Source organism: Croceitalea sp. MTPC6, from assembly GCF_036985525.1.
Lineage (GTDB): Bacteria > Bacteroidota > Bacteroidia > Flavobacteriales > Flavobacteriaceae > Croceitalea.
Map to the genome: position 1 here is coordinate 361,322 of NZ_BTGR01000001.1, position 20,274 is coordinate 381,595.

Consider the following 20,274-nt stretch of genomic DNA (forward strand, 5'->3'; position numbering starts at 1 on the left):
TTAGTGCATAGAAAGTAAATGTTGCTCAAGACCGGATTTTAACCAGTCCTCATAAGTCTCAATATCAGTATACTGAATAGCAGAGTTTAAGATTTCTAATTCTGGAGAAAGCAAAACATAATATGGCTGTGAAGCGGCATTAAAGTTAATTGTCTGAAAAGTGCCCCACTTTTGCCCTATGGTTTCTATTGTTTTTATTCGACCAGATTCATATTGAAAATCAAATTGCTTCGATTTTGACAATTCTTTCCTGTCATCCACGTAAAGTGAAATCAGAACATATTTGTTCTTGAGCAAAGCATATACATTTGGATCGCTCCAAACATTCTCTTCCATCTTTCTACAATTAACACACGCCCAACCTGTAAAGTCCAATAAAATAGGTTTATTCTTCTGTTTTGCAAAGGTTAAACCTTCTTCAAAATCTTTGAAACATTCCAAGCCTAAAGGACAGTCCGATTCAGTTGTGTAAACACTATAAAAATCTGGTGGTGGAAAACCACTCAGTAATTTCAAATTGGTAATATTAGTAAGCCCAAGTATCAAATAAGTAGCAAAACACGCACTTAGTATTCCAGTTATTTTTCTTCCTGTAGGTAGTTTTCCTTTTGGTCCATCATGGGGAAATCTAAAAACCCCGAATAGATACAATGCAAGTAGTACAAAAAGCACTATCCAAATTCCCAGAAAAATTTCTCTTTTAAAAATCCCCCAATTTCCAACCAAATCTGCATTGGATAAAAACTTGAAAGCTAATGCCAGCTCCAGAAAACCAAGCACAGCTTTTACTGTGGTCATCCAACCTCCCGATTTCGGCAAAGAATTTAACCACGCCGGAAATAAAGCGAATAATGCAAAGGGTAATGCTAATGCCAGACCAAAACCCGTCATTCCAAAAGAGAGATTAGTTGCAACACTTCCTTGGGCTAAAGCGGTACTACCCAAAAGCCCCCCCAAAATAGGTCCCGTACATGAAAAAGAAACTATGGCCAAAGTAAGTGCCATAAAGAAAATACCAAAAATACCTCCAATTTTTGCAGAGGCAGCATCCATTTTATTGGCCCAAGAACTTGGTAAAGTCAATTCATAATAGCCAAAGAAAGAGAAGGCAAAAAACACAAAAATGACGAAGAAGAAAATATTCAACCAAATATTAGTAGCTATTGTGTTCAATATTTGTGAATCTACTGAATCAAATAGATGAAAGGGAAGGCTTAACAAAAAATAAATGAGTGTTATGAAAAAACCATACAAGATCGCATTAGAAATACCTTTCGATTTGTTCTTTGATTGTTTGGTGAAATATGATACCGTTAAAGGTATCAATGGAAAAACGCATGGGGTCAATAAAGCAATAAGTCCTCCTAAGAAGCCAAGACCAAAAATCATCCAAAATCCAGATTTAGTAGAGGTTCTTGAATCACCACTTTTTGTAAGTAATTCCTTGTTTTTTAAATCAAGTTTTAAGGCATTGGTCATTAAATAGCTACGTTCATCTAAACTTTTACTTTCAGCTATAAAAAAACTTCCATCCAAAGAAATTTCAAAAACTTCATCTTTTGGAATACAAACTTCTTTACATATTTGATAGAAGAGGTTAACAGTAAGTTGTTTTACCTCTGGGTCTAACAACTTTATACGTTGGGTAAAAACTGCTTTGTTCTTAAAGAATGTTTCGTCAACTTCAAAAATATCACTGTATTCAGTTATTGTTTCGCCTTCTGTGGTCTTTCCTAATAATTCATAGGTATTCCCTACTTCCTCAAACGTGAATTCACTGGGCATGGAACCACCTTCAGGGGTATACTGTGAATATATGTGCCAGCCATCGAATATTTTGGCTTTAAAAATCAGCTCATACTCGGTATCAGATATTTTATTTACCTCATGTTCCCAAATAGCGGGTTCTTCATCCGATTGAGCATAAGTATGGCTTAAAATCAATACAAACGATAATAAACTGAACAAAAACCTCAATTGTGCCATGTAATCTTTACTATTTGTTTTGTTGCTGGGGTTACTTTAAATCTTTCATCTGCTCGCTTTCCTATTATCCAAACAATATCTCCAGAGGAACAAAGTAACCATTGCACTTCTTTTGCAATAATATCAACTTTTTCATCTTTAAAATATTTGGAAAGCTTCTTCTTCCCCTTCATCCCTAACGGATAAAAATAGTCGCCATTATTCCACTTTCTTAACATTAACGGATAATTTAACATATCCATATCCGCATATAGAATATTTTCGTTGGTCTCCCCTATTCGCTTTACCCTTTCTATTGATAGATTTAGCGGTTTATTCACTAATTCATCATTCTTGTAAATAAAAAAATCGGAGATACTATTAGAAGTGGTTGGTACAACGCTTAAGATTAAATACTCCCTATCTTTTAGTAATCTATAGGTACTAGAGCGAACTTCTTTACCACTTTCTGCGTGTATTAGATTTGATACATCCTTCCATGCCGTAAAACCATATTCTTGTAGTAATAAATACAAATAAGGCTCTAAGGGTTGCAGGCTTAATAAGCCTTTAATTGATATTCTGATAACACCATTAACTTCTTTAAAAAGTGTTGATTGCAGCTGTTTCTTTGTATTCTGTAGAATTGATGACGTCCCTTTTAACTTAGCTTGGGTATTGGAAAAATTCATCAAAAAATTAGGATGTAATGATTCCAATTCAGGAACTACTTGATGCCTAATTTTATTTCTAAGATATTTAGTCTCAGAATTACTACTATCTTCTCTCCATACAAGGTTTTGCCCTTTAGCAAACTCTAGAATTTGCTTTCGTGAAAAAGGAAGTAGTGGGCGTAAAATCCTGCTATTTTGCTCTGGTATACCTGTTAAACCTTCTATCCCAGTTCCTCTGGACAGATTGATTAAAAAGGTTTCTAAGCTATCATTGGTATGATGGGCCGTAAGTACATAATCAAAACCTTCCGTAGACAATAATTCTTGGAACCAGTCATAACGAAGTTTTCTAGCCACCATTTGAATGGAACCACTTTGATTTTCCATTTCCTTTTTTGTGTCGAACCCTTTTAAAAATAGTTTGACTGTATGCTTGTTGCAAAAATCAACAACAAACTGTTCGTCTTCATCACTTTCTCGTCCCCTTAACTTAAAATTACAATGTGCCAGGGCAAAATCCAGTTCAAGCTTTTTAGCCAAAAATGAAAGCGCAATACTGTCCAGACCCCCACTACAGGCTATAAGCAATTTTGAATCCTTTAAAAAAGGAAATCGATTTTCAATATGTGATTTAAACTCCGCTAACACATTGTAAAATTAAGTATATCAATCGCTTTCAAGAACTTTTCGCATCGCTTTTGCTTTTAAAAGACATTCTTGGTATTCCTTTTCTGGGTCAGATTTTGCCGTAATTGCACTTCCTACCGAAAAAGAGACATATTTTTTATTAGCATCATACAATATACTCCTGATGACCACATTAAAATCAAAGTCACCATTAGGGGCAAAATACCCAACAGCTCCGCTGTAAAGTCCTCTTTTTGTTTCTTCCAAATCCTCTATGATTTGCATAGCTGCTATTTTAGGAGCTCCGGTCATACTCCCCATTGGAAAGGATGCTTTAATAATTTCTATTGGGTCTTCTGTTTCTTCAACTTGTGCTTTTATGGTTGTAATCATCTGATGTACCTGCCTGAATGTGTACACTTTACACAGTTCTTCTACTTTTACACTTCCCTTTAGAGCCAGTTTAGATAAGTCGTTTCTCACTAAATCTGTAATCATGATATTCTCCGCGCGCTCTTTAGGGTCCTCTTCCAAAGCCTTTTTCAATATTAAATCATCTTCTTTATTTTTTGAGCGTCCCGCTGTACCTTTTATGGGTTGCGATATTATGGTATTCCCCATTTTCTTCAAATAACGCTCAGGACTGGCCGAAATCAGAAACTTATTCTCCATCTTCAATAAGGTAGCAAAAGGTGTTTCCGAAATTTTATTCAATTTAAAATAGGTAGCGATTGGGTCTATATGAGTATCAACAGCATAAAATTCTTGGCAAAAATTTGCTTCATAAATATCTCCACGATGAATATGTCTCAGAAATTGCTTTGCCTTATCAAAATAAGCATCTTTATGAATTCGCAGTTTTATTCTAATATCCTTTTTAATGGCTCTCTTATAGAATAATTTTGGGGCAATGGAACAAATTTCCTTAAAATCATCCTTGCATTCTTGTTTGATAGGGTCTAAATATAAAAACTGAGCAGTATCCCCTTTTAAAATGATTAATTTCCTGGGGCGGAAAAAATAAAGTCTTGGAAAACTTAAACCATCGTAATTGTTTGATTTTAAATCTTCTAACTCATTTTTTAAATCATAAGACAAATAACCAAACAACCAATCCTTAGTTTTAGAATGGTACTGCTTTAGGTCTTCAAAAGAGTTGCTATTAGTGCTCAAGAAACTATCAGAATCTACCGCCAAAAGTGCATCAAATGATCCATATTTATCTTTATGGTCATTGCTATCTAAAAATATGGCATCACTAAAGCTATTGGACCATATCAAGAGTTTTTTCTTGAACCTTGTACTATTGGAAACTGAGAATGTATGCGTTGTACGCAATCAGGTTGTTTTTTTATATTACTGCTAGAAAAGATTGTAATGCTTTTTGATGCATTTCTATCTGTTTTTCGTTGATGATACCTTTATTAGAATCAAAATTTTCTGAAAAATCAGGCAGTGAAAAGGTTGAAATTATTTCGGCTCCAAAACGTGGCAATAAACTAGAAGCAATAGTTAAGGCTCCTACACCTCCTCTTTTTCCAGGCGACGTAGCCATTAATAAAACCTTGGTGTCTTGGAGAAACTTTCGTTCAATTCTAGACAGCCAATCTAAACAGTTTTTAAAGTAAGCAGATAAGTTTCCGTTATGCTCATTTACAGATAAAACAAGGGCACGTGCACTTTTAATATCATTCATAAACTCAATCATGGAATTGGAATATCCATTTTTGACTTCTATGTCTGCACTATACATTGGAAATGGAAAATTTGACATATCCAATTCCAATATTTCATGATTCTCTATTAAAGATGTCGTGTAGCGAACTAATTTATAGTTAATAGATGTGGAAGAATTGCTTCCGGCAAGTGCTAAAATCTTAGCCATAACCAAAATTTATTATGTATTCTGCTAAAATACCCCAAAAACAGTTCTTTTGGTCGAATTTTGGCTAATTTTACTTTGCAAAACATCCAAAATACCTGTCTAACAAGTATATAGGGTGAAATAGAAAAAAGTGGACACGAAATCCAATAGACTGTTCTTTATAGATGCCATGCGCGCTTGGGCCATTTTAATGATGCTACAAGGTCACTTTATTGATGGGCTCTTGGATACCTTGTTTAGAGACCCAGAAAATTTATTTTATAACACATGGCGTTATTTTAGGGGAGTTACAGCTCCCGTCTTTTTTACGGTTTCTGGTTTTATTTTCACTTATTTATTAATAAGGGGGACTGCTATTGGATGGAACAACACTAGGGTTAAAAAAGGTATTAAGCGTGGTTTGCAGCTCATTTTAATAGGCTATTTGCTCCGTCTTAATCTGTTTGGACTTCTTGTTGGTGAAATTTACGAAGGCTTTTTCTTGGTAGATGTATTGCATTGTATAGGCCTATCATTATTGACTATTGTTGGTGTTTATCTATTATCGAACAAAAAAGGAAAATATTTCTTCCCATCTGTGTTATTGGGCATTACACTAGTATTATTTCTTTTTGAGCCTTTTTATAAACAATGGTCATTCTCTTTTTTACCTGATGCGCTAGCTAATTACTTTACTAAATCCAATGGTTCCGTATTCACCATTATACCATGGTTGGGCTACGCTTCTTTAGGTGGGTTTATTTCTATTTTGTTCACCAGATTTAAAAATATTAAGAGTTTTTATCTCAAGGCCATTGGTTTATCTTTAAGCATTGGTCTTTTATTAATTTTTACCTCTTCAGATTTATTTCTGGCTCTTTTTGAACAGACAGGGATTACTTTGTTCAAATTGATAGAAGAGAACAATTACCTATTCATACGTTTGGGAGATGTTTTTGTAGTATTTGCAGTTTTCATGGTTTTTAGAAGCTTAACGACCCATAAAACCGTTTTGAAAATTGGAGCAAATACACTTTCCATCTATGTGATTCACTTCGTGATTTTATACGGAAGTTTTACCGGTTTAGGATTATATAGATTTTTTCACCATCAATTAAGCCCTTTGGCAGTAATTCTTGGGGCTTTGACATTTATATTTATATGTACTTATCTTGCCCTTAAATATGCCAAGTATGAAGATGTTATAAAAGACCAACTGGGCTTGGCGATTGTCTCCTTTAGAAAGGAATTCTTTGTTGTTCAAAAAATAGCTATCACGACGGTAAAAGACTTTTTTGTAAAGCTTCGTGTTTTTCTAACCAGAATTAGAAACTAATTTTCTTAAACGTGTAACGCTCTGTTATCTGTTGCCGCTAGCGCAGCTTCTTTTACAGCTTCAGCATATGTTGGATGGGCATGACTCATACGCGCTAAGTCTTCAGCAGATGCTCTAAACTCCATAGCTGTCACTGCCTCTGTAATCAAATCCGCACAGCGAGCACCAATCATATGAACTCCCAAGACCTCATCTGTTTTTGAATCGGCAAGGATTTTAACAAAACCATCGATATCCATGCTTGCCCTAGCTCTACCCAAAGCCCTCATAGGAAACTGTCCAACTTTATAGTCAACGCCAGCTTCTTTTAATTCTTCTTCTGTCTTACCAACAGCTGCAACTTCTGGCCATGTGTAAACAACACCGGGAATTAAATTGTAATTGATATGTGGTTTTTGACCTGCCAAAATTTCTGCTACAAGAGTACCCTCTTCTTCTGCTTTATGTGCCAACATAGCACCACGAACTACATCACCTATGGCATATATATTAGAAATGTTTGTTTGTAAATGTTTATTGACCTCTACCCTACCACGGTCATCTAATTGTATTCCTGCAGCTTCAGTATTTAAACCATCCGTATATGGTCTTCTACCCACCGAGACTAAACAGTAGTCTGCCTTAAATTCAACTTCATTCCCCTTTTTATCATCTGCTATTATTATGACTTCATCACCTTTTCGTTCAACAGATTTTACTTTATGTGAAAGGTTGAATTTTACCTTCTGCTTTTTCATCACCTTCATTAATTCCTTAGAAAGTGAAGCATCCATTCCAGGGATAATCCTGTCCATATACTCAACAACGGTAACTTCTGCTCCCAATCGCTTATACACTTGCCCCAATTCCAGACCTATGACGCCACCTCCAATAACAACCATATGCTTTGGAACTTCTTTTAATTCCAAAGCTTCTGTAGAAGTAATGATTCGTTCTTTATCAATTTCGATGAAAGGTAAAGTTGAAGGCTTTGAACCAGTTGCGATAATGATGTTTTTTGCTTCAATGGTTTCCTTTTTACCCTTTGTTTTAGCAATTTCTATATGAGTCGCATCCTTAAAACTTCCCAATCCTTCAAAAACATCAATCTTATTCTTATCCATTAAGAATTGGATTCCCTTGGTAGTTTGGTCCACAACAGCTTGCTTTCTACCAATCATTTTTTCAAGATTAACCTTTACTTCACCCGGAATTTCAATTCCATGCTCCTCAAAATGTTTTACAGCATCTTCATAGTGGTGTGAGGAATCCAATAAAGCCTTGGAAGGTATACAACCCACATTTAGACAAGTTCCCCCAAGTGTGGCATACTTCTCTATGATTACAGTTTTCATGCCTAATTGGGCACATCTAATTGCAGCTACATAACCTCCAGGTCCTGATCCGATAACGGCCACGTCGTATTTACTCATATCTTGATAATGTAAAGGTGATTCTTTTTGATAGAATCGTTTTGAACGACTACAAAAATACGAATGTTTTTCCGTTAAGAAGCTATTGTGAAACTGGGGCTAAAGGAAATTTTATTGCACTATAATTTCCAAGCCATAGCCCTAAAATCAAAGAGCTGTTCACACCCAGCTCAAAAAGAAAAGAGCCAGTTAGGAAAGAACAACTGACCATGAATGACATCTTTGCCAATATACCTATAGATAACAGTAAGTGTGGAAAATGTGTTTTACGAACTACTATAATAGAAGTTATAAAGCCCGCCGTTACCGCAGCAGTAAACATAAGTAAACTGCCAAAGACCAGTTCAAGATTTGTGGAGCCACAAAGACTAAGGCCGTTAAATAAGATATCTCTGGTGATTTTTGTAAATAATACAAGGGAAAAACCTCCAAAAATGGTTGCTCCACTGTATAACAGGAGTCTGTTTTTTGATGACATTCTGATGGTAGTTTTTTGATTGAACGTCAAATTAATCATAGTAGTACAATGCAAAAGTCACTTTAACAAGGCTTTAGGTTAAAGTTTAGATAAAAAATAAGCCGTGGTTAACCCCCTAATAAAGTTCTATTTGAGTTTTTGTAGCACCCAAACTCTTTAAATATTCCTTTACTTCTAGAGCAGCGTCTCCTCCTTTTTCAGCATGGTGCAAAAGTGTAAATCCATGTGGTCCTTTTGCATGGAGTGTATTTGGAAAGGACATGAGCATTGGTTTTACAACTTCTATTTTACCCAAAACACAGGCTGTAAAAATGTTCGCCTGCGCCCCTTTCTCCAATAGGTAATGAATGACTTCTGTATTACCTACATGACTAGCAGCACCAAGCCCAGTTTCAAAATCGCCATATTTCCAGTCATGCGCAGCATTGAGCAAGGTTGGATGTTCTTCCAAAAGTTCTTTAACCCGATTGATGTCACTATGCGATTTCCCTACAAATTCTTGTACCAGTTTTTTATCAAGCTGGGGGTCAACTTTTCCTTTAAAAGAAAGTAATGGCATAGTGCCGAAGACTACACCTGAAACCAATGTAGATTTTAAAAATTGATGTCTGTTCATTTTTTGGTTTTAATTCCCTTAAATTATGAACACCTAATCAGGTATATACACATTTTAACACCACTTTAGGTTAAAATTTACCCAGTGCTTCATATGAATATTGCCGTAGATTTTTTGACAGGGTTTATCACAAAAGAACTCTGGGTACTCCCAATTTGGTCAATGGCAGTCAGTTTATTTACCATAAATTCTCTATACGATATCATATCTGCAACGTGGATTGTAAGAATATAATCGTAGTCACCACTTACGTGATTGCATTCGGACACTTCATCTAATTGCTGAACCTGTTTTTCAAAACGTAATACATTGTCTTTGGTATGCTGGGACAATCGTATATGGCAAAGCACCGTGAAATCTCGGTTTACTCTCTTTTTATCCACTAAGGCCACATAATTTGTAATCACACCTTCCCTTTCTAATTTTCGTATTCTTTCATAAACCGCAGTGGTTGACAAGTCCAATTCTAATGCATATTGCTTGGTGGTTTTTTTACTGTCTTCTTGCAAGAGTCTAAGTAACTTTTTATCTGTAGCATCTAAAATCATGGTGAATCAAATTCTATATTTTATCAATTTCGTTGCTAAAATTAAATAAAAAATCTATTATATAAATTAATTATAGATTTAAATTCAATATATGTAACTAAATATTGATTTAAATTCTAAAAAAAATTATTTTAGTAGTTAAATACAAATATTATGAGTTATAAGTCTGCAGAGAAAGTCCAAGATTTACAATACTTCGGAGAGTTTGGTGGTGTAAATCCATCTATATCAGATTCTTCAACCTATACGTTTATTTCGGCCAAAACCATGTTCGACACTTTTGAAGGGAACACCGAGGGTTGTTATTTGTACAGTCGGCATTCTTCCCCATCTAACCTTTATTTGGGTGAAGCTTTGGCTGCGCTAGAAGGTACTGAAGCCGCCAACGTATATGCAAGTGGAATGGGTGCGATTAGTTCCGTTATCTTTCAGTTATGTGATGCCAAGGACCACATTGTAAGCAGTAGAACCATATACGGAGGAACCTATGCTTTAATGAAAAACTTTCTAAAGAAGTTCCAAATTTATACTTCGTTTGTAGATATTACCAATTTAAAAATTGTTGAAGATAATATTACAAGCAATACCAAAATGATTTATTGCGAAGCAGTAAGCAATCCCCTTTTGGAGATTGCTAATATCAAAGCACTGTCAAAACTCGCAAAGAAATATAATATCCCCCTCGTTGTAGACAATACTTTTTCTCCCCTAAGTATTCCAGCAGCTCAATTAGGAGCTGATATCGTGGTGCACAGCTTAACCAAATTTATTAATGGCACTAGTGATTGTGTAGCTGGAGCAGTTTGTGCTTCCAGCGATTTTTGTTTGCAATTAAAAGATGTAAATGATGGGGCAGGAATGCTGTTTGGAAGTACTCTGGACAGCTTAAGGGCGGCGTCAATCCTAAAAAATATGCGAACGCTACATATTCGTATAAAAAAGCATAGTGAGAATACATTGTTTTTAGCCGAACAATTTGAAAAGGATGGGTTGCGGGTTGTTTACCCTGGGCTCTCCTCCCACCTTGGGCACAAAGATTTTACAGACCAAATGAATCCAGAATATGGTTATGGCGGGTTAATGACCCTAGATGTTGGAAATCTAGAAATGGCTAATGCTTTTATGGAATTGATGCAAAGAGAAAATCTTGGGTATCTTGCCGTGAGTCTAGGTTTTTACAAAACATTGTTTAGTGCTCCAGGTTCTTCAACATCCTCAGAAATTCCTGAAGAAGAACAACTAGAGATGGGGCTATCAGAAGGGTTAATCCGGTTTTCTATTGGTTTGGATAACGATATTCAAAAAACCTACAAGGCAATGAAAGAATGTATGCTGACTTTAGGAATCTTAAATAAAGAAAACGTATTGGTTTAAGTAGGTTTGCAGATCAGGTTCTAAAATTGTAATATTACCTGATTACCAAACCAAAGACAATGACTGAAAAGCAGAAAAAAGCCAGGTATCGGGAAGACGAGAAAATCATTGAGAATAGGGAACTAAATATTTGGGAAGCGCTTCTCCCAGTATTCGTTCTTGTAGCAATGCTAGCTTACAACGTATACGTTTTTGGCGATGATGCATTAAGTGGTTCTAACCAATTTATTTTATTGTTGGGTGGTGCTGTTGCAGCAATAGTAGGCTTCTTTAACAAAGTGTCCTACAAACAAATGCTCGCAGAGGTCGCTGAAAATGTTCGCTCAACAACAGGAGCCTTGCTTATTCTTTTAATGGTCGGTGCCTTGTCTGGCACTTGGTTGGTAAGTGGTATTATCCCTGCCATGATTTACTATGGTTTACAAATTTTAAATCCAACGATATTTTTAGCCGCTTGCGTTATCATATGTGCCATTATCTCTGTAGCTACCGGAAGTAGTTGGACAACTGCGGCGACAGTTGGTATTGCATTAATTGGAATTGGTGAAGCATTAGGTATTTCTTTAGGCATGACTGCTGGTGCTGTACTTTCCGGTGCATATTTTGGAGACAAGTTATCTCCCCTTAGTGATACTACTAACTTAGCTCCTGCCATGGCAGGTGGGGAATTGTTTTCCCACATTAAATATATGTTGTGGACCACCGTCCCAACAATCTCTGTAACACTGATCGTTTTTATAGTCATTGGTCTTACAATTGATACATCGGGCGTTGCTGATACTGATGCAATTTTAAACACAATCGATTCCACTTTTAACATTAGTGGATGGCTATTTCTGGTACCAGCTGCAGTGATTTTTATGATTGTCAAAAAAGCACCTCCACTTTTAGCCCTACTTATTGGAACCCTCTTGGGAGCTGTATTTGCTTTAATTTTTCAACCGGAAATACTGACTACTTTAGGAGGTAGCGATACATTGACTTTTGAATCTAGCTACAAAGGAATTCTAAATGCAATCACCATAGATACAGCAATAGAAACTCCAGACCCAGCCTTAAACGATTTGTTTTCTTCAGGCGGAATGTCCGGTATGTTGGGAACTATCTGGTTAATTGTCTGTGCCATGGTTTTTGGAGGTATAATGGATGGTATTGGAGCCTTACAGCGTATTACCAAATCATTACTCAACATGGTGACATCTGACACTGGACTTTTTGCAAGTACCGGTTTAAGTTGTATTGTTTTAAATGGTACTGCTTCAGACCAATATTTAGCATTGGTCGTTCCTGGAAAAATGTTTTCGAAAGCTTATGAAGAGCGTGGTTTAGCTCCTGAAAATTTAAGTAGAACACTAGAAGATACTGGTACGGTGACATCCGTATTGGTTCCATGGAATACCTGCGGCGCATACCATAGTGGAGTATTGGGTGTTGGCGTTGGTGAATATTTTGTTTACGCAATCTTCAATTGGTTAAGCCCTATCATGACCATGATTTTTGCTTCTTTTAAAATAAGGATTAAGAAATTGGTCAGTTCTTAAAAGAAATTTGTTTTAGAACATTTCATATTGGTTTTGGCTATTCTGTTTATTACCTTCACCATCAATTTAAAAATATAAAAATGGCATCAATTACCTTAGGTGGGACTCCAGTGAATACTACTGGTGAACTTCCATCAAAAAATACAGCAGCACCAAATTTCACTTTAACAAAAGTTGACCTTTCCGAAGCCTCTCTTAGTGATTATAGTGGCAAGAAAGTAGTGATGAATATCTTTCCAAGTGTGGATACCGGAACCTGTGCAAAATCTGTAAGGCAATTTAATGAAGCAGCAGCAGAACTTGAAAACACACATGTACTCTGTATTTCTAGAGACCTACCATTTGCACAGCAACGTTTTTGTGGTGCTGAGGGAATTGAAAATGTTGAGATGTTATCTGATTTTAAAACAGGGGATTTCGGTAAAAACTATGGGCTTGAATTTAGTGATGGCGCTTTTAAAGGGCTGCACTCAAGATGTGTAGTGGTTTTGAATGCCAATGGAAATGTTATCCATACAGAACAGGTACAAGAAACTGCTGATGAGCCCAATTACAAAGCTGCACTTGAAGTACTAATGGATGTCTAAAGAGTCTTTTCTAAGAAATAGGGTAAAAAGTGTAGGGTTCGCATTAAAGGGCATGTTCTTATTGTTGCGGACTGAAGCCAGCATTAAAGTGCAATTTGTTATTGCTTTAATAACAGCTTCAGCCGGCTTTTATTTTGAAATATCAAATACAGAGTGGATATTGCAATGTCTTGCTATTGGTATGGTTATGGGAATTGAAGGTATGAACACCGCAGTCGAAAAGCTATCGGATTTTGTGCAGCCCAATCATGATGATAAAATTGGTTTTATTAAAGATGTATCCGCCGGTGCAGTCATGATTGTTTCCATCTTGGCGGCCATCGTTGGTTTATTGATTTATATTCCCAAAATATTTTAAGGCAAAGTCCTTTTCCGTCTTAGCATCGTAAATTTGTAAATTAGCCCCTTTTAATTCCTGTTAATGGCCAAAAAACGAAGAAAATCCAAAGCTAGCGTAACAAAAAAGAAATCTTACTTCAAGTTTTCTAAAAAGAATAAAATTATTCTAGGTAGCTTTTTAATAGTGCTAAGCATTGCGCTCTTCTTCTCTTTTATTTCCTATTATTTCACTTGGCAAGCTGACCAAAGTTTGCTTACAGAATTCAGTAATAGAAATGCCGAAGCCTCTAACTTGCTCAATAAGTTTGGTGCCGCTATAAGTCATTTTTTTATGTACCAAGGTTTTGGTTTGGCTTCTTTCGTATTTCCACTTTTATTGGCAGTTACGGGACTGTACCTGTTTCTGGGCTTGGAAAGCAAAAATCTATGGGGAAAATGGATTTGGGGCTTATTGGGCGTTGTTTGGGTTTCCATAGCACTAGGCTTTTTTGCAAGTGAACAACCTTTATTGGGTGGTTTAATTGGTTATGAAATGAATGATTTTCTTCATGACTATACGGGTAAAATCGGAGTTTTTCTAATCTTGATATTTACACTGATAAGTATTCTCGTCAGGTTGTTCAATTTTTCTCCTGAGGGAATTGGGAATTACTTTAGAACTAAAATGGAATCTCTAAAAAAAGAGAAAGTCCCAACAAAAATGGAAGAAAGTGCTATTGAATTAGCTGTAGAAGAAGAACCAGAAATCAAGATAGACACTTATACTCATAAAAAAGATATTCCGCCATTACAAAATGAAGCGGGCCTAGATGTAAATCTACCAGAAGAAGAACCTAAAATTGACTTGGAAGTAAGTAAGGTTGCTGAGGAAAAAGAGGAGTCAGCTATAAAAGCTGATAAGCTAGTGAAGGATTTTGGAGAATTTGACCCTAAACTAGAATTGGGTAATTATAAATTCCCAACGTTGGATTTATTAGACCCACATGGGGTAACTGGAGGGATTACCATCAACCAAGAAGAGCTAGAAGAGAATAAAAACAAGATTGTAAGCACCCTCAAAAACTATAAAATAGGAATCGCGCAGATAAAAGCGACCATTGGACCTACAGTTACGCTTTATGAAATAGTTCCAGAAGCTGGAGTGCGTATTTCAAAAATTAAAAACCTAGAAGACGATATTGCACTTTCATTGGCAGCACTTGGTATTCGTATTATTGCTCCAATTCCAGGAAAAGGGACTATTGGTATTGAAGTCCCTAATAAAAATGCCACAATTGTATCCATGCGTTCTGTAATTGCTTCCAAGAAATTTCAGAATGCAGAAATGCAATTACCGATAGCCTTTGGTAAAACTATCAGTAACGAGACTTTTGTGGTTGACTTAGCCAAAATGCCTCATTTATTGATGGCCGGTGCTACAGGGCAGGGGAAATCCGTAGGGCTCAATGCGGTAATCACTTCGTTACTGTATAAAAAACATCCTGCGGAAATAAAATTTGTATTAGTAGATCCAAAAAAAGTAGAGCTTACACTGTTCAATAAAATTGAGAGGCACTTTCTAGCAAAATTACCAGATTCTGAAGAGGCAATTATTACAGATAATACTAAGGTAATCAATACCTTAAACTCCCTTTGTATCGAAATGGACAATAGGTATGAGTTGCTGAAACAGGCAATGGTCCGTAATATTAAAGAGTACAACGTCAAGTTTAAGGCAAGAAAATTAAATCCCAATGATGGCCACAAATTCTTGCCGTACATTGTCTTAGTGGTTGATGAGTTTGCCGACCTTATCATGACTGCTGGCAAAGAAGTAGAAGCACCTATTGCCAGATTGGCACAGTTGGCAAGGGCTATTGGAATACATTTGATAATTGCCACACAAAGACCATCAGTAAATGTGATTACTGGTATTATAAAAGCAAATTTTCCTGCCCGTATTGCATTTAGGGTAACCTCAAAAATAGATTCTAGAACTATTTTGGATGCGCAAGGCGCCGACCAGCTCATTGGCCGTGGAGATATGCTCTACACACAAGGTAACGACGTTACACGGATACAATGTGCCTTTGTTGATACTCCCGAAGTAGAGAAAATAACGGCTTACATCGGAGCACAGAGAGCATATCCAAGCGCTCACGAATTACCTGAATATGTAGGTGAAGATTCTGGCACGAGTATTGATTATGACATTGCAGATAGGGACAAATTATTTCGTGAAGCTGCTGAAGTGGTTGTGATTGCACAGCAAGGTTCAGCTTCCCTGATTCAACGGAAGTTAAAATTGGGATATAACAGGGCTGGAAGAATTATAGATCAATTGGAAGCTGCAGGGATTGTAGGTCCTTTTGAAGGCAGCAAAGCTCGTCAAGTTTTAGTAGCGGATATATTTGCCCTAGATCAATTATTACAAAATGAGTAAAACAAATACCATGTTAAAAAAAATACTAACACTTATTACTTTGATAGCTTTTGGAATTTCATCATACGCCCAAAATTCTCAAAAAGCCAAAGCGTTATTAGACGAGGTCTACAATAACGTATCAACTTATGATAATATTTTTATCGATTTCAACTATATTTTGGAAAATAGTGAAGCAAACATTAAGCAAGAGACCAAAGGCAATGTGACATTAAAAGGTGATAAATACATAGCCAATTTATTTGGTGCCACACAGTTATTTGATGGAAACAAAGTTTATACGATTGTCCCGGAAAACGAAGAAGTAACGATTGAAAGTCCCAGTCAAGAAGAAAATACAGTTACACCATCCAAAATGCTCACTTTCTACAGGACAGGACACAATTATGAATGGGACATTTTACAGAACGTAAAAGGTAGAAAAATTCAGTTTGTAAAACTTATTCCTATTGATACAAATACTGAGATAAAATCAATTTTATTAGGTATCGATGCAGAAACAAAGCATATCTATAAATTGATTGAAACTGGCAAAAACAGTACAAAAACTACCATTACCGTTAATTCTTTCAAAACCAATCAGCCCTTATCAAAAAGCTTGTTTACTTTTGATGAAGCTAAGTACAAAAACGACGGCTACTATATCATAAGAAATTAGTGTGTTGCCAATAATTGACCGATATATATTATCGAGATTTCTTTATAACTTTTTCAGCTCGTTTGTAATATTGATGGTCATCTTCATATTTCAAACGGTCTGGCTTTTTATAGACGACCTTGCTGGAAAAGACCTCGATATTTGGATTATTGGGAAATTCCTTTTCTATTTAATGCCTAACCTAACAGAGAAAGTTTTACCACTTACCGTGTTACTTTCTTCCATACTTACTTTTGGTAGTTTTGCCGAAAACTATGAGTTTGCTGCCATGAAAGCCTCGGGTATTTCTTTGCAAAAGGCAATGCGAAGCCTAATTGTCTTTACTATTTTACTCGGTGGTTTTACTTTTTTCTTTGCTAATACCGTAATCCCGGCTTCAGAACAGAAGATATTTAATATGCGTCGCAATATTGCAAAAGTAAAACCTGCTGCAGTGATTGTAGAAGGTGTTTTTAGCGATATCGAAGGTACCGATATGAATATTAAAGTCGAAAAAAAATCAGGGGATAATGACCAGTACTTGGAGAATATAGTTATTCATCAAAAATCTAAGACCAAAATCAATACTACGGTAATTAAAGCCAAAACTGGGGAATTGGTCAGTAGTGAAGAATCAGATATCATTCAGCTTATTTTAAATGATGGGCACTATTATGAGGAACGCCAACCAAAAGCTGCTAAAGACAAACGCAAGTACCCATTTAACAGAGCAGAATTTGAGGTCTATGTCAAAAACATTGATATTTCGTCTTTGAGCAATAAAAATCTTGAAGAAGAATCGGATATCACAACAGACAAGATGAAAAATATTTCGCGCCTGAGTAAGGATATCGATTCTTTAAAAATTAATAATCTTAAACAAGTAAAAGCCTTTTCAAAAAATATTACAGTAAGGATGGGGGCTTTTCCTATAAAGAAATCTGACACACTAAATGCAGAATCTATAGCCAAATACCAACAAGAGGGCAGTGTAAAAGAAAATGATAGCATAAATGACACCAAAAGCCTTTTGGCAATAATGCCAGAATGGCAAAAAACCCAACTATTGACCAATGCAAAAAATTCCGTCACCAATGTTCTAAATACAATTAAAGGGAAAAAGCTAGAGCTCAATAAACGTTATGAGATATATAACCGACATATTTTATCGCTGCATAAAAAGTTTGCCCTGGCTTTTTCATGTATTATTTTGTTTTTTGTTGGTGCACCACTTGGGGCTATCATACGTAAAGGAGGACTAGGACTACCAATGGTAATTGCAATCATTTTATTCTTGACCTATTATTTTATTGGTGTGTTTGCTGATAATTATGCTAAAAAAGGAGAAATGCACCCTATCGTTGGTGCATGGCTCTCAACGCTCATTATGTTACCTTTAAGCATATTTTTAACCCGACGAGCCACTGCAGACAAAGGATTGATGAACATTGGAAATGTGTTGGACGTATTTAAAAATTTATTTAAAAGAAAAGAGAAAATTGAGCAAGCATGACCAAAACCGTAGACCATAAAGTTCAACTACATACTATTGAAGAAGCTATAGCTGATATAAGAAAAGGCAAAGTAATTATAGTTGTTGACGATGAAAACAGAGAAAACGAAGGCGATTTTCTCGCAGCTGCAGAGTTAATTACCCCAGAGACAATTAATTTTATGGCCACTCACGGTCGCGGGCTTATTTGTGCCCCACTGACCGAAGGGCGTTGTAAAGAATTAGGGTTGCATAAAATGGTTAGTCATAATACAGACCCTTTGGAAACTGCTTTTACTGTTTCTGTAGATTTACGAGGCAATGGGGTCACTACTGGTATTTCTGCCAGTGATCGTGCAAAAACCATTGTTGCACTCACCAATTCCAATACAAAACCTCATGAACTTGCCAGACCTGGCCATATTTTTCCACTAATTGCGAAAGAGGGTGGCGTGTTAAGACGTACTGGACATACGGAGGCCGCTATTGACTTTGCCAGACTTGCAGGTCTCAAACCTGCAGGTGTGATTGTAGAAATAATGAATGAAGATGGAAGCATGGCACGTTTGCCCCAATTAACAGAAGTTGCCAAAAATTTTGATTTAAAAATTGTTTCCATTGAAGATTTAGTGGCCTATAGAATGGAGCATGATAGTCTTATTGAAAGAAAGGAAGCTTTTGATATAAATACCAGATTCGGGGAATTTAGGTTGCGAGCCTATAAACAAACTACGAACGATCAGGTACATATTGCTTTGGTTCGCGGTACTTGGGAAAGTGGAGAACCTATTTTAACCCGTATTAACTCCACTTTGGTCAATAATGATATCCTGGGCACCTTGACCAATAATCCAGATGAGGCCCTAAACAAAATGTTTAAAGCACTAAATTCTGAGGAGAAAAGTGCAATGGTATTTATTAATCAAAGTTCACAATCCATGAATCTTTTGAGTAGGCTTGGAGAATTCAAAAAATTACAGGCAAGTGGGGTTTCCAAGGCGCCAAAAATTGAGATGGATACTAAAGATTTTGGTATTGGAGCTCAAATATTGCACGATTTAAATATTTCTAAAATACGTTTATTGACCAATTCCATACCAAAAACCCGAAGAGTGGGCATGGTAGGCTATGGATTGGAGATTGTCGATTATGTTGGTTATTAAAATAAATCTTTCAACAACGACACCATTGTAGTTGACCTGTCCTCTACTTCTTCCCTACTCCATCCTAATTTTATTAGACAAGAAATAGTTCTACCCACCCAATGGTCCGAAGCTGAAAAGTTAGATTTTGAATAATCTGGCATACCATCATATATATCTTTTGGTAAATTTCCCAACGATTTTAAATTGGTAAGGTGTTCCCACTTTCGGTAATAATGCCAATTGTTATCATACCAATAAAAACAAGCATCAATACCATTTTCCCCTAAAGTATTGTGTGCATTTTTAGCCATTTCCGCATTAGGTAGAAAAAAATTGAGAAAAGCATAGCTTTCCTCTCCCCCTTCGGGAACCCTTCTAAAAGATATTTGTGGAATTTCAGATAAAGCATTTCGCAAAATGGTATAGTTTCGTTTTTGAATTTCAATGAACTCATCCAGTCTTTGAACTTGTGCACAACCAACAGCAGCGTTCAATTCTGAAATACGAAAATTATATCCTAAAAATGGATGTGATTCTGCTCCCCTATCCTGGCCAATATGGTCATGTCCATGATCTGAATAATGGTCCGCCTTCCTATAATATTTTTCGTTGTTCGTTATAACTGCGCCACCTTCCCCACAAGTAATCGTTTTTACATAATCAAATGAAAAACAACCCAAATCCCCTATACTCCCCAAGGGTTTACCATGATATGTGCCACCAATAGCCTGACAAGCATCTTCCAACAAAAGCAAGTCATTTTCTTTGCATATAGCTTTAAGGGCATCCAAATCTGCCATGGAACCACACATATGAACTGGCATTATCACCTTTGTGTTCTTTGTTATTGCTTTTCTTACAGCATCTGGATTTAGTGTAAGCGTATCATCAACATCTACCAAAATCGGTACTGCACCAATTGCTAAAATAGACTCAAAGCTGGCGACAAAGGTAAATGTGGGCATAACTACCTCATCACCTGCACCAATACCTGCACTTGCCAACGCTACCGTAAGCGCAGCCGTACCGCTACTCACTACCTGTGCATGTTTCACTCCCATACGCTCCGCTAAGGTCTTTTCGAGCTCTTTGGCTTTCCATTGTCCGTTGCGCATAGCATCAAACCCATAACGCATCAATACACCAGAGTCCAATACCTCATTAACCTGTGCTCTCTCCTTATCTCCAAAAAATTCAAATCCTGGCATATTTTATTA

General features: G+C 36.4%; 18 protein-coding genes. 9 read left to right on the forward strand and 9 right to left on the reverse strand.

Features of this window, described 5'->3' with window-relative positions:
- From AACP56_RS01675 to AACP56_RS01690, 4 genes are read right to left on the reverse strand one after another with little or no spacing between them, the layout of a single operon-like run.
- The gene (locus AACP56_RS01675) at positions 1-1,986 is read right to left on the reverse strand and encodes a protein-disulfide reductase DsbD family protein (protein ID WP_339334125.1); all 1,986 of its coding nucleotides are present in this window, start codon (positions 1,984-1,986) and stop codon (positions 1-3) included.
- Entirely contained in the window at positions 1,974-3,287 is a 1,314-nt protein-coding gene (gene tilS / locus AACP56_RS01680; protein ID WP_339334123.1) for a tRNA lysidine(34) synthetase TilS, read from the reverse strand. Before tilS ends, AACP56_RS01675 begins: the two co-directional genes overlap by 13 nt.
- An 18-nt stretch (positions 3,288-3,305) precedes the next feature.
- On the reverse strand, positions 3,306-4,604 hold the full coding sequence (locus AACP56_RS01685; RefSeq protein WP_339334121.1) for an anthranilate synthase component I family protein: 1,299 nt from the start codon (positions 4,602-4,604) through the stop codon (positions 3,306-3,308).
- A gap of 13 nt (positions 4,605-4,617) precedes the next feature.
- Positions 4,618-5,151, reverse strand: a complete 534-nt coding sequence (locus AACP56_RS01690; protein ID WP_339334119.1) for an NADPH-dependent FMN reductase — start codon at positions 5,149-5,151, stop codon at positions 4,618-4,620.
- Positions 5,152-5,281: 130 nt separating this feature from the next.
- Here AACP56_RS01690 and AACP56_RS01695 point away from each other — a divergent pair, with 130 nt between their 5' ends.
- The gene (locus AACP56_RS01695) at positions 5,282-6,466 is read left to right on the forward strand and encodes an acyltransferase family protein (RefSeq protein WP_339334116.1); all 1,185 of its coding nucleotides are present in this window, start codon (positions 5,282-5,284) and stop codon (positions 6,464-6,466) included.
- 5 nt (positions 6,467-6,471) lie between these two features.
- Here the strand turns inward: AACP56_RS01695 and lpdA are convergent, their stop codons facing one another.
- The 4 genes from lpdA to AACP56_RS01715 all read right to left on the reverse strand — a co-directional run bounded on the left by lpdA (position 6,472) and on the right by AACP56_RS01715 (position 9,520).
- Positions 6,472-7,878, reverse strand: a complete 1,407-nt coding sequence (gene lpdA, locus AACP56_RS01700; protein WP_339334114.1) for a dihydrolipoyl dehydrogenase — start codon at positions 7,876-7,878, stop codon at positions 6,472-6,474.
- An 82-nt stretch (positions 7,879-7,960) separates the two neighbouring features.
- A complete protein-coding gene (locus AACP56_RS01705) occupies positions 7,961-8,356 on the reverse strand; it encodes a hypothetical protein (RefSeq protein ID WP_339334112.1) in 396 nt (131 codons plus the stop codon).
- Positions 8,357-8,471: 115 nt separating this feature from the next.
- A complete protein-coding gene (locus AACP56_RS01710) occupies positions 8,472-8,972 on the reverse strand; it encodes a hypothetical protein (protein WP_339334110.1) in 501 nt (166 codons plus the stop codon).
- 89 nt (positions 8,973-9,061) lie between these two features.
- Positions 9,062-9,520 (reverse strand): Lrp/AsnC family transcriptional regulator, encoded by a 459-nt coding sequence (locus AACP56_RS01715; protein ID WP_339334108.1) that lies wholly within the window; start codon positions 9,518-9,520, stop codon positions 9,062-9,064.
- Positions 9,521-9,673: 153 nt separating this feature from the next.
- On the opposite strand from AACP56_RS01715, the gene AACP56_RS01720 reads away from it, so the two are divergent.
- From AACP56_RS01720 to ribB, 8 genes are all read left to right on the forward strand, one after another.
- Positions 9,674-10,894 carry an aminotransferase class I/II-fold pyridoxal phosphate-dependent enzyme gene (locus tag AACP56_RS01720; RefSeq protein ID WP_339334106.1) on the forward strand — a complete coding sequence of 407 codons (1,221 nt, stop codon included), beginning with the start codon at positions 9,674-9,676 and terminating at the stop codon, positions 10,892-10,894.
- 59 nt (positions 10,895-10,953) lie between these two features.
- The gene (gene nhaC / locus AACP56_RS01725) at positions 10,954-12,435 is read left to right on the forward strand and encodes a Na+/H+ antiporter NhaC (protein WP_339334104.1); all 1,482 of its coding nucleotides are present in this window, start codon (positions 10,954-10,956) and stop codon (positions 12,433-12,435) included.
- Between the two features lie 80 nt (positions 12,436-12,515).
- Complete coding sequence (gene tpx / locus AACP56_RS01730; protein ID WP_339334102.1) at positions 12,516-13,022, forward strand: thiol peroxidase; 507 nt, start codon at positions 12,516-12,518, stop codon at positions 13,020-13,022.
- On the forward strand, positions 13,015-13,380 hold the full coding sequence (locus AACP56_RS01735; RefSeq protein ID WP_339334100.1) for a diacylglycerol kinase family protein: 366 nt from the start codon (positions 13,015-13,017) through the stop codon (positions 13,378-13,380). Before tpx ends, AACP56_RS01735 begins: the two co-directional genes overlap by 8 nt.
- 63 nt (positions 13,381-13,443) lie before the next feature.
- A complete protein-coding gene (locus tag AACP56_RS01740) occupies positions 13,444-15,783 on the forward strand; it encodes a DNA translocase FtsK (protein ID WP_339334098.1) in 2,340 nt (779 codons plus the stop codon).
- A gap of 10 nt (positions 15,784-15,793) precedes the next feature.
- Complete coding sequence (locus AACP56_RS01745) at positions 15,794-16,441, forward strand: LolA family protein (protein ID WP_339335476.1); 648 nt, start codon at positions 15,794-15,796, stop codon at positions 16,439-16,441.
- 73 nt (positions 16,442-16,514) lie between these two features.
- Positions 16,515-17,933 (forward strand): LptF/LptG family permease, encoded by a 1,419-nt coding sequence (locus AACP56_RS01750; RefSeq protein ID WP_445227693.1) that lies wholly within the window; start codon positions 16,515-16,517, stop codon positions 17,931-17,933.
- On the forward strand, positions 17,930-19,075 hold the full coding sequence (ribB, locus tag AACP56_RS01755; protein WP_339334094.1) for a 3,4-dihydroxy-2-butanone-4-phosphate synthase: 1,146 nt from the start codon (positions 17,930-17,932) through the stop codon (positions 19,073-19,075). Before AACP56_RS01750 ends, ribB begins: the two co-directional genes overlap by 4 nt.
- Here ribB and AACP56_RS01760 read toward each other — a convergent pair.
- Positions 19,072-20,265, reverse strand: a complete 1,194-nt coding sequence (locus AACP56_RS01760; protein WP_339334092.1) for a DegT/DnrJ/EryC1/StrS family aminotransferase — start codon at positions 20,263-20,265, stop codon at positions 19,072-19,074. The two genes, ribB and AACP56_RS01760, sit on opposite strands and share 4 nt — an antisense overlap.
- Positions 20,266-20,274: the final 9 nt, after the last annotated feature.

Bases quoted from the DNA above. Each gene is read 5' to 3' on its own strand.
- nhaC (WP_339334104.1), top strand. From the start codon at position 10,954: ATGACTGAAAAGCAGAAAAAAGCCAGGTATCGGGAAGACGAGAAAATC.
- ribB (WP_339334094.1), top strand. From the start codon at position 17,930: ATGACCAAAACCGTAGACCATAAAGTTCAACTACATACTATTGAAGAA.
- lpdA (WP_339334114.1), bottom strand. From the start codon at position 7,878: ATGAGTAAATACGACGTGGCCGTTATCGGATCAGGACCTGGAGGTTAT.
- AACP56_RS01705 (WP_339334112.1), bottom strand. From the start codon at position 8,356: ATGTCATCAAAAAACAGACTCCTGTTATACAGTGGAGCAACCATTTTT.
- AACP56_RS01690 (WP_339334119.1), bottom strand. From the start codon at position 5,151: ATGGCTAAGATTTTAGCACTTGCCGGAAGCAATTCTTCCACATCTATT.
- AACP56_RS01735 (WP_339334100.1), top strand. From the start codon at position 13,015: ATGTCTAAAGAGTCTTTTCTAAGAAATAGGGTAAAAAGTGTAGGGTTC.
- AACP56_RS01715 (WP_339334108.1), bottom strand. From the start codon at position 9,520: ATGATTTTAGATGCTACAGATAAAAAGTTACTTAGACTCTTGCAAGAA.
- tpx (WP_339334102.1), top strand. From the start codon at position 12,516: ATGGCATCAATTACCTTAGGTGGGACTCCAGTGAATACTACTGGTGAA.
- AACP56_RS01740 (WP_339334098.1), top strand. From the start codon at position 13,444: ATGGCCAAAAAACGAAGAAAATCCAAAGCTAGCGTAACAAAAAAGAAA.
- AACP56_RS01710 (WP_339334110.1), bottom strand. From the start codon at position 8,972: ATGAACAGACATCAATTTTTAAAATCTACATTGGTTTCAGGTGTAGTC.
- AACP56_RS01720 (WP_339334106.1), top strand. From the start codon at position 9,674: ATGAGTTATAAGTCTGCAGAGAAAGTCCAAGATTTACAATACTTCGGA.
- AACP56_RS01745 (WP_339335476.1), top strand. From the start codon at position 15,794: ATGTTAAAAAAAATACTAACACTTATTACTTTGATAGCTTTTGGAATT.
- AACP56_RS01750 (WP_445227693.1), top strand. From the start codon at position 16,515: ATGGTCATCTTCATATTTCAAACGGTCTGGCTTTTTATAGACGACCTT.
- AACP56_RS01675 (WP_339334125.1), bottom strand. From the start codon at position 1,986: ATGGCACAATTGAGGTTTTTGTTCAGTTTATTATCGTTTGTATTGATT.
- AACP56_RS01760 (WP_339334092.1), bottom strand. From the start codon at position 20,265: ATGCCAGGATTTGAATTTTTTGGAGATAAGGAGAGAGCACAGGTTAAT.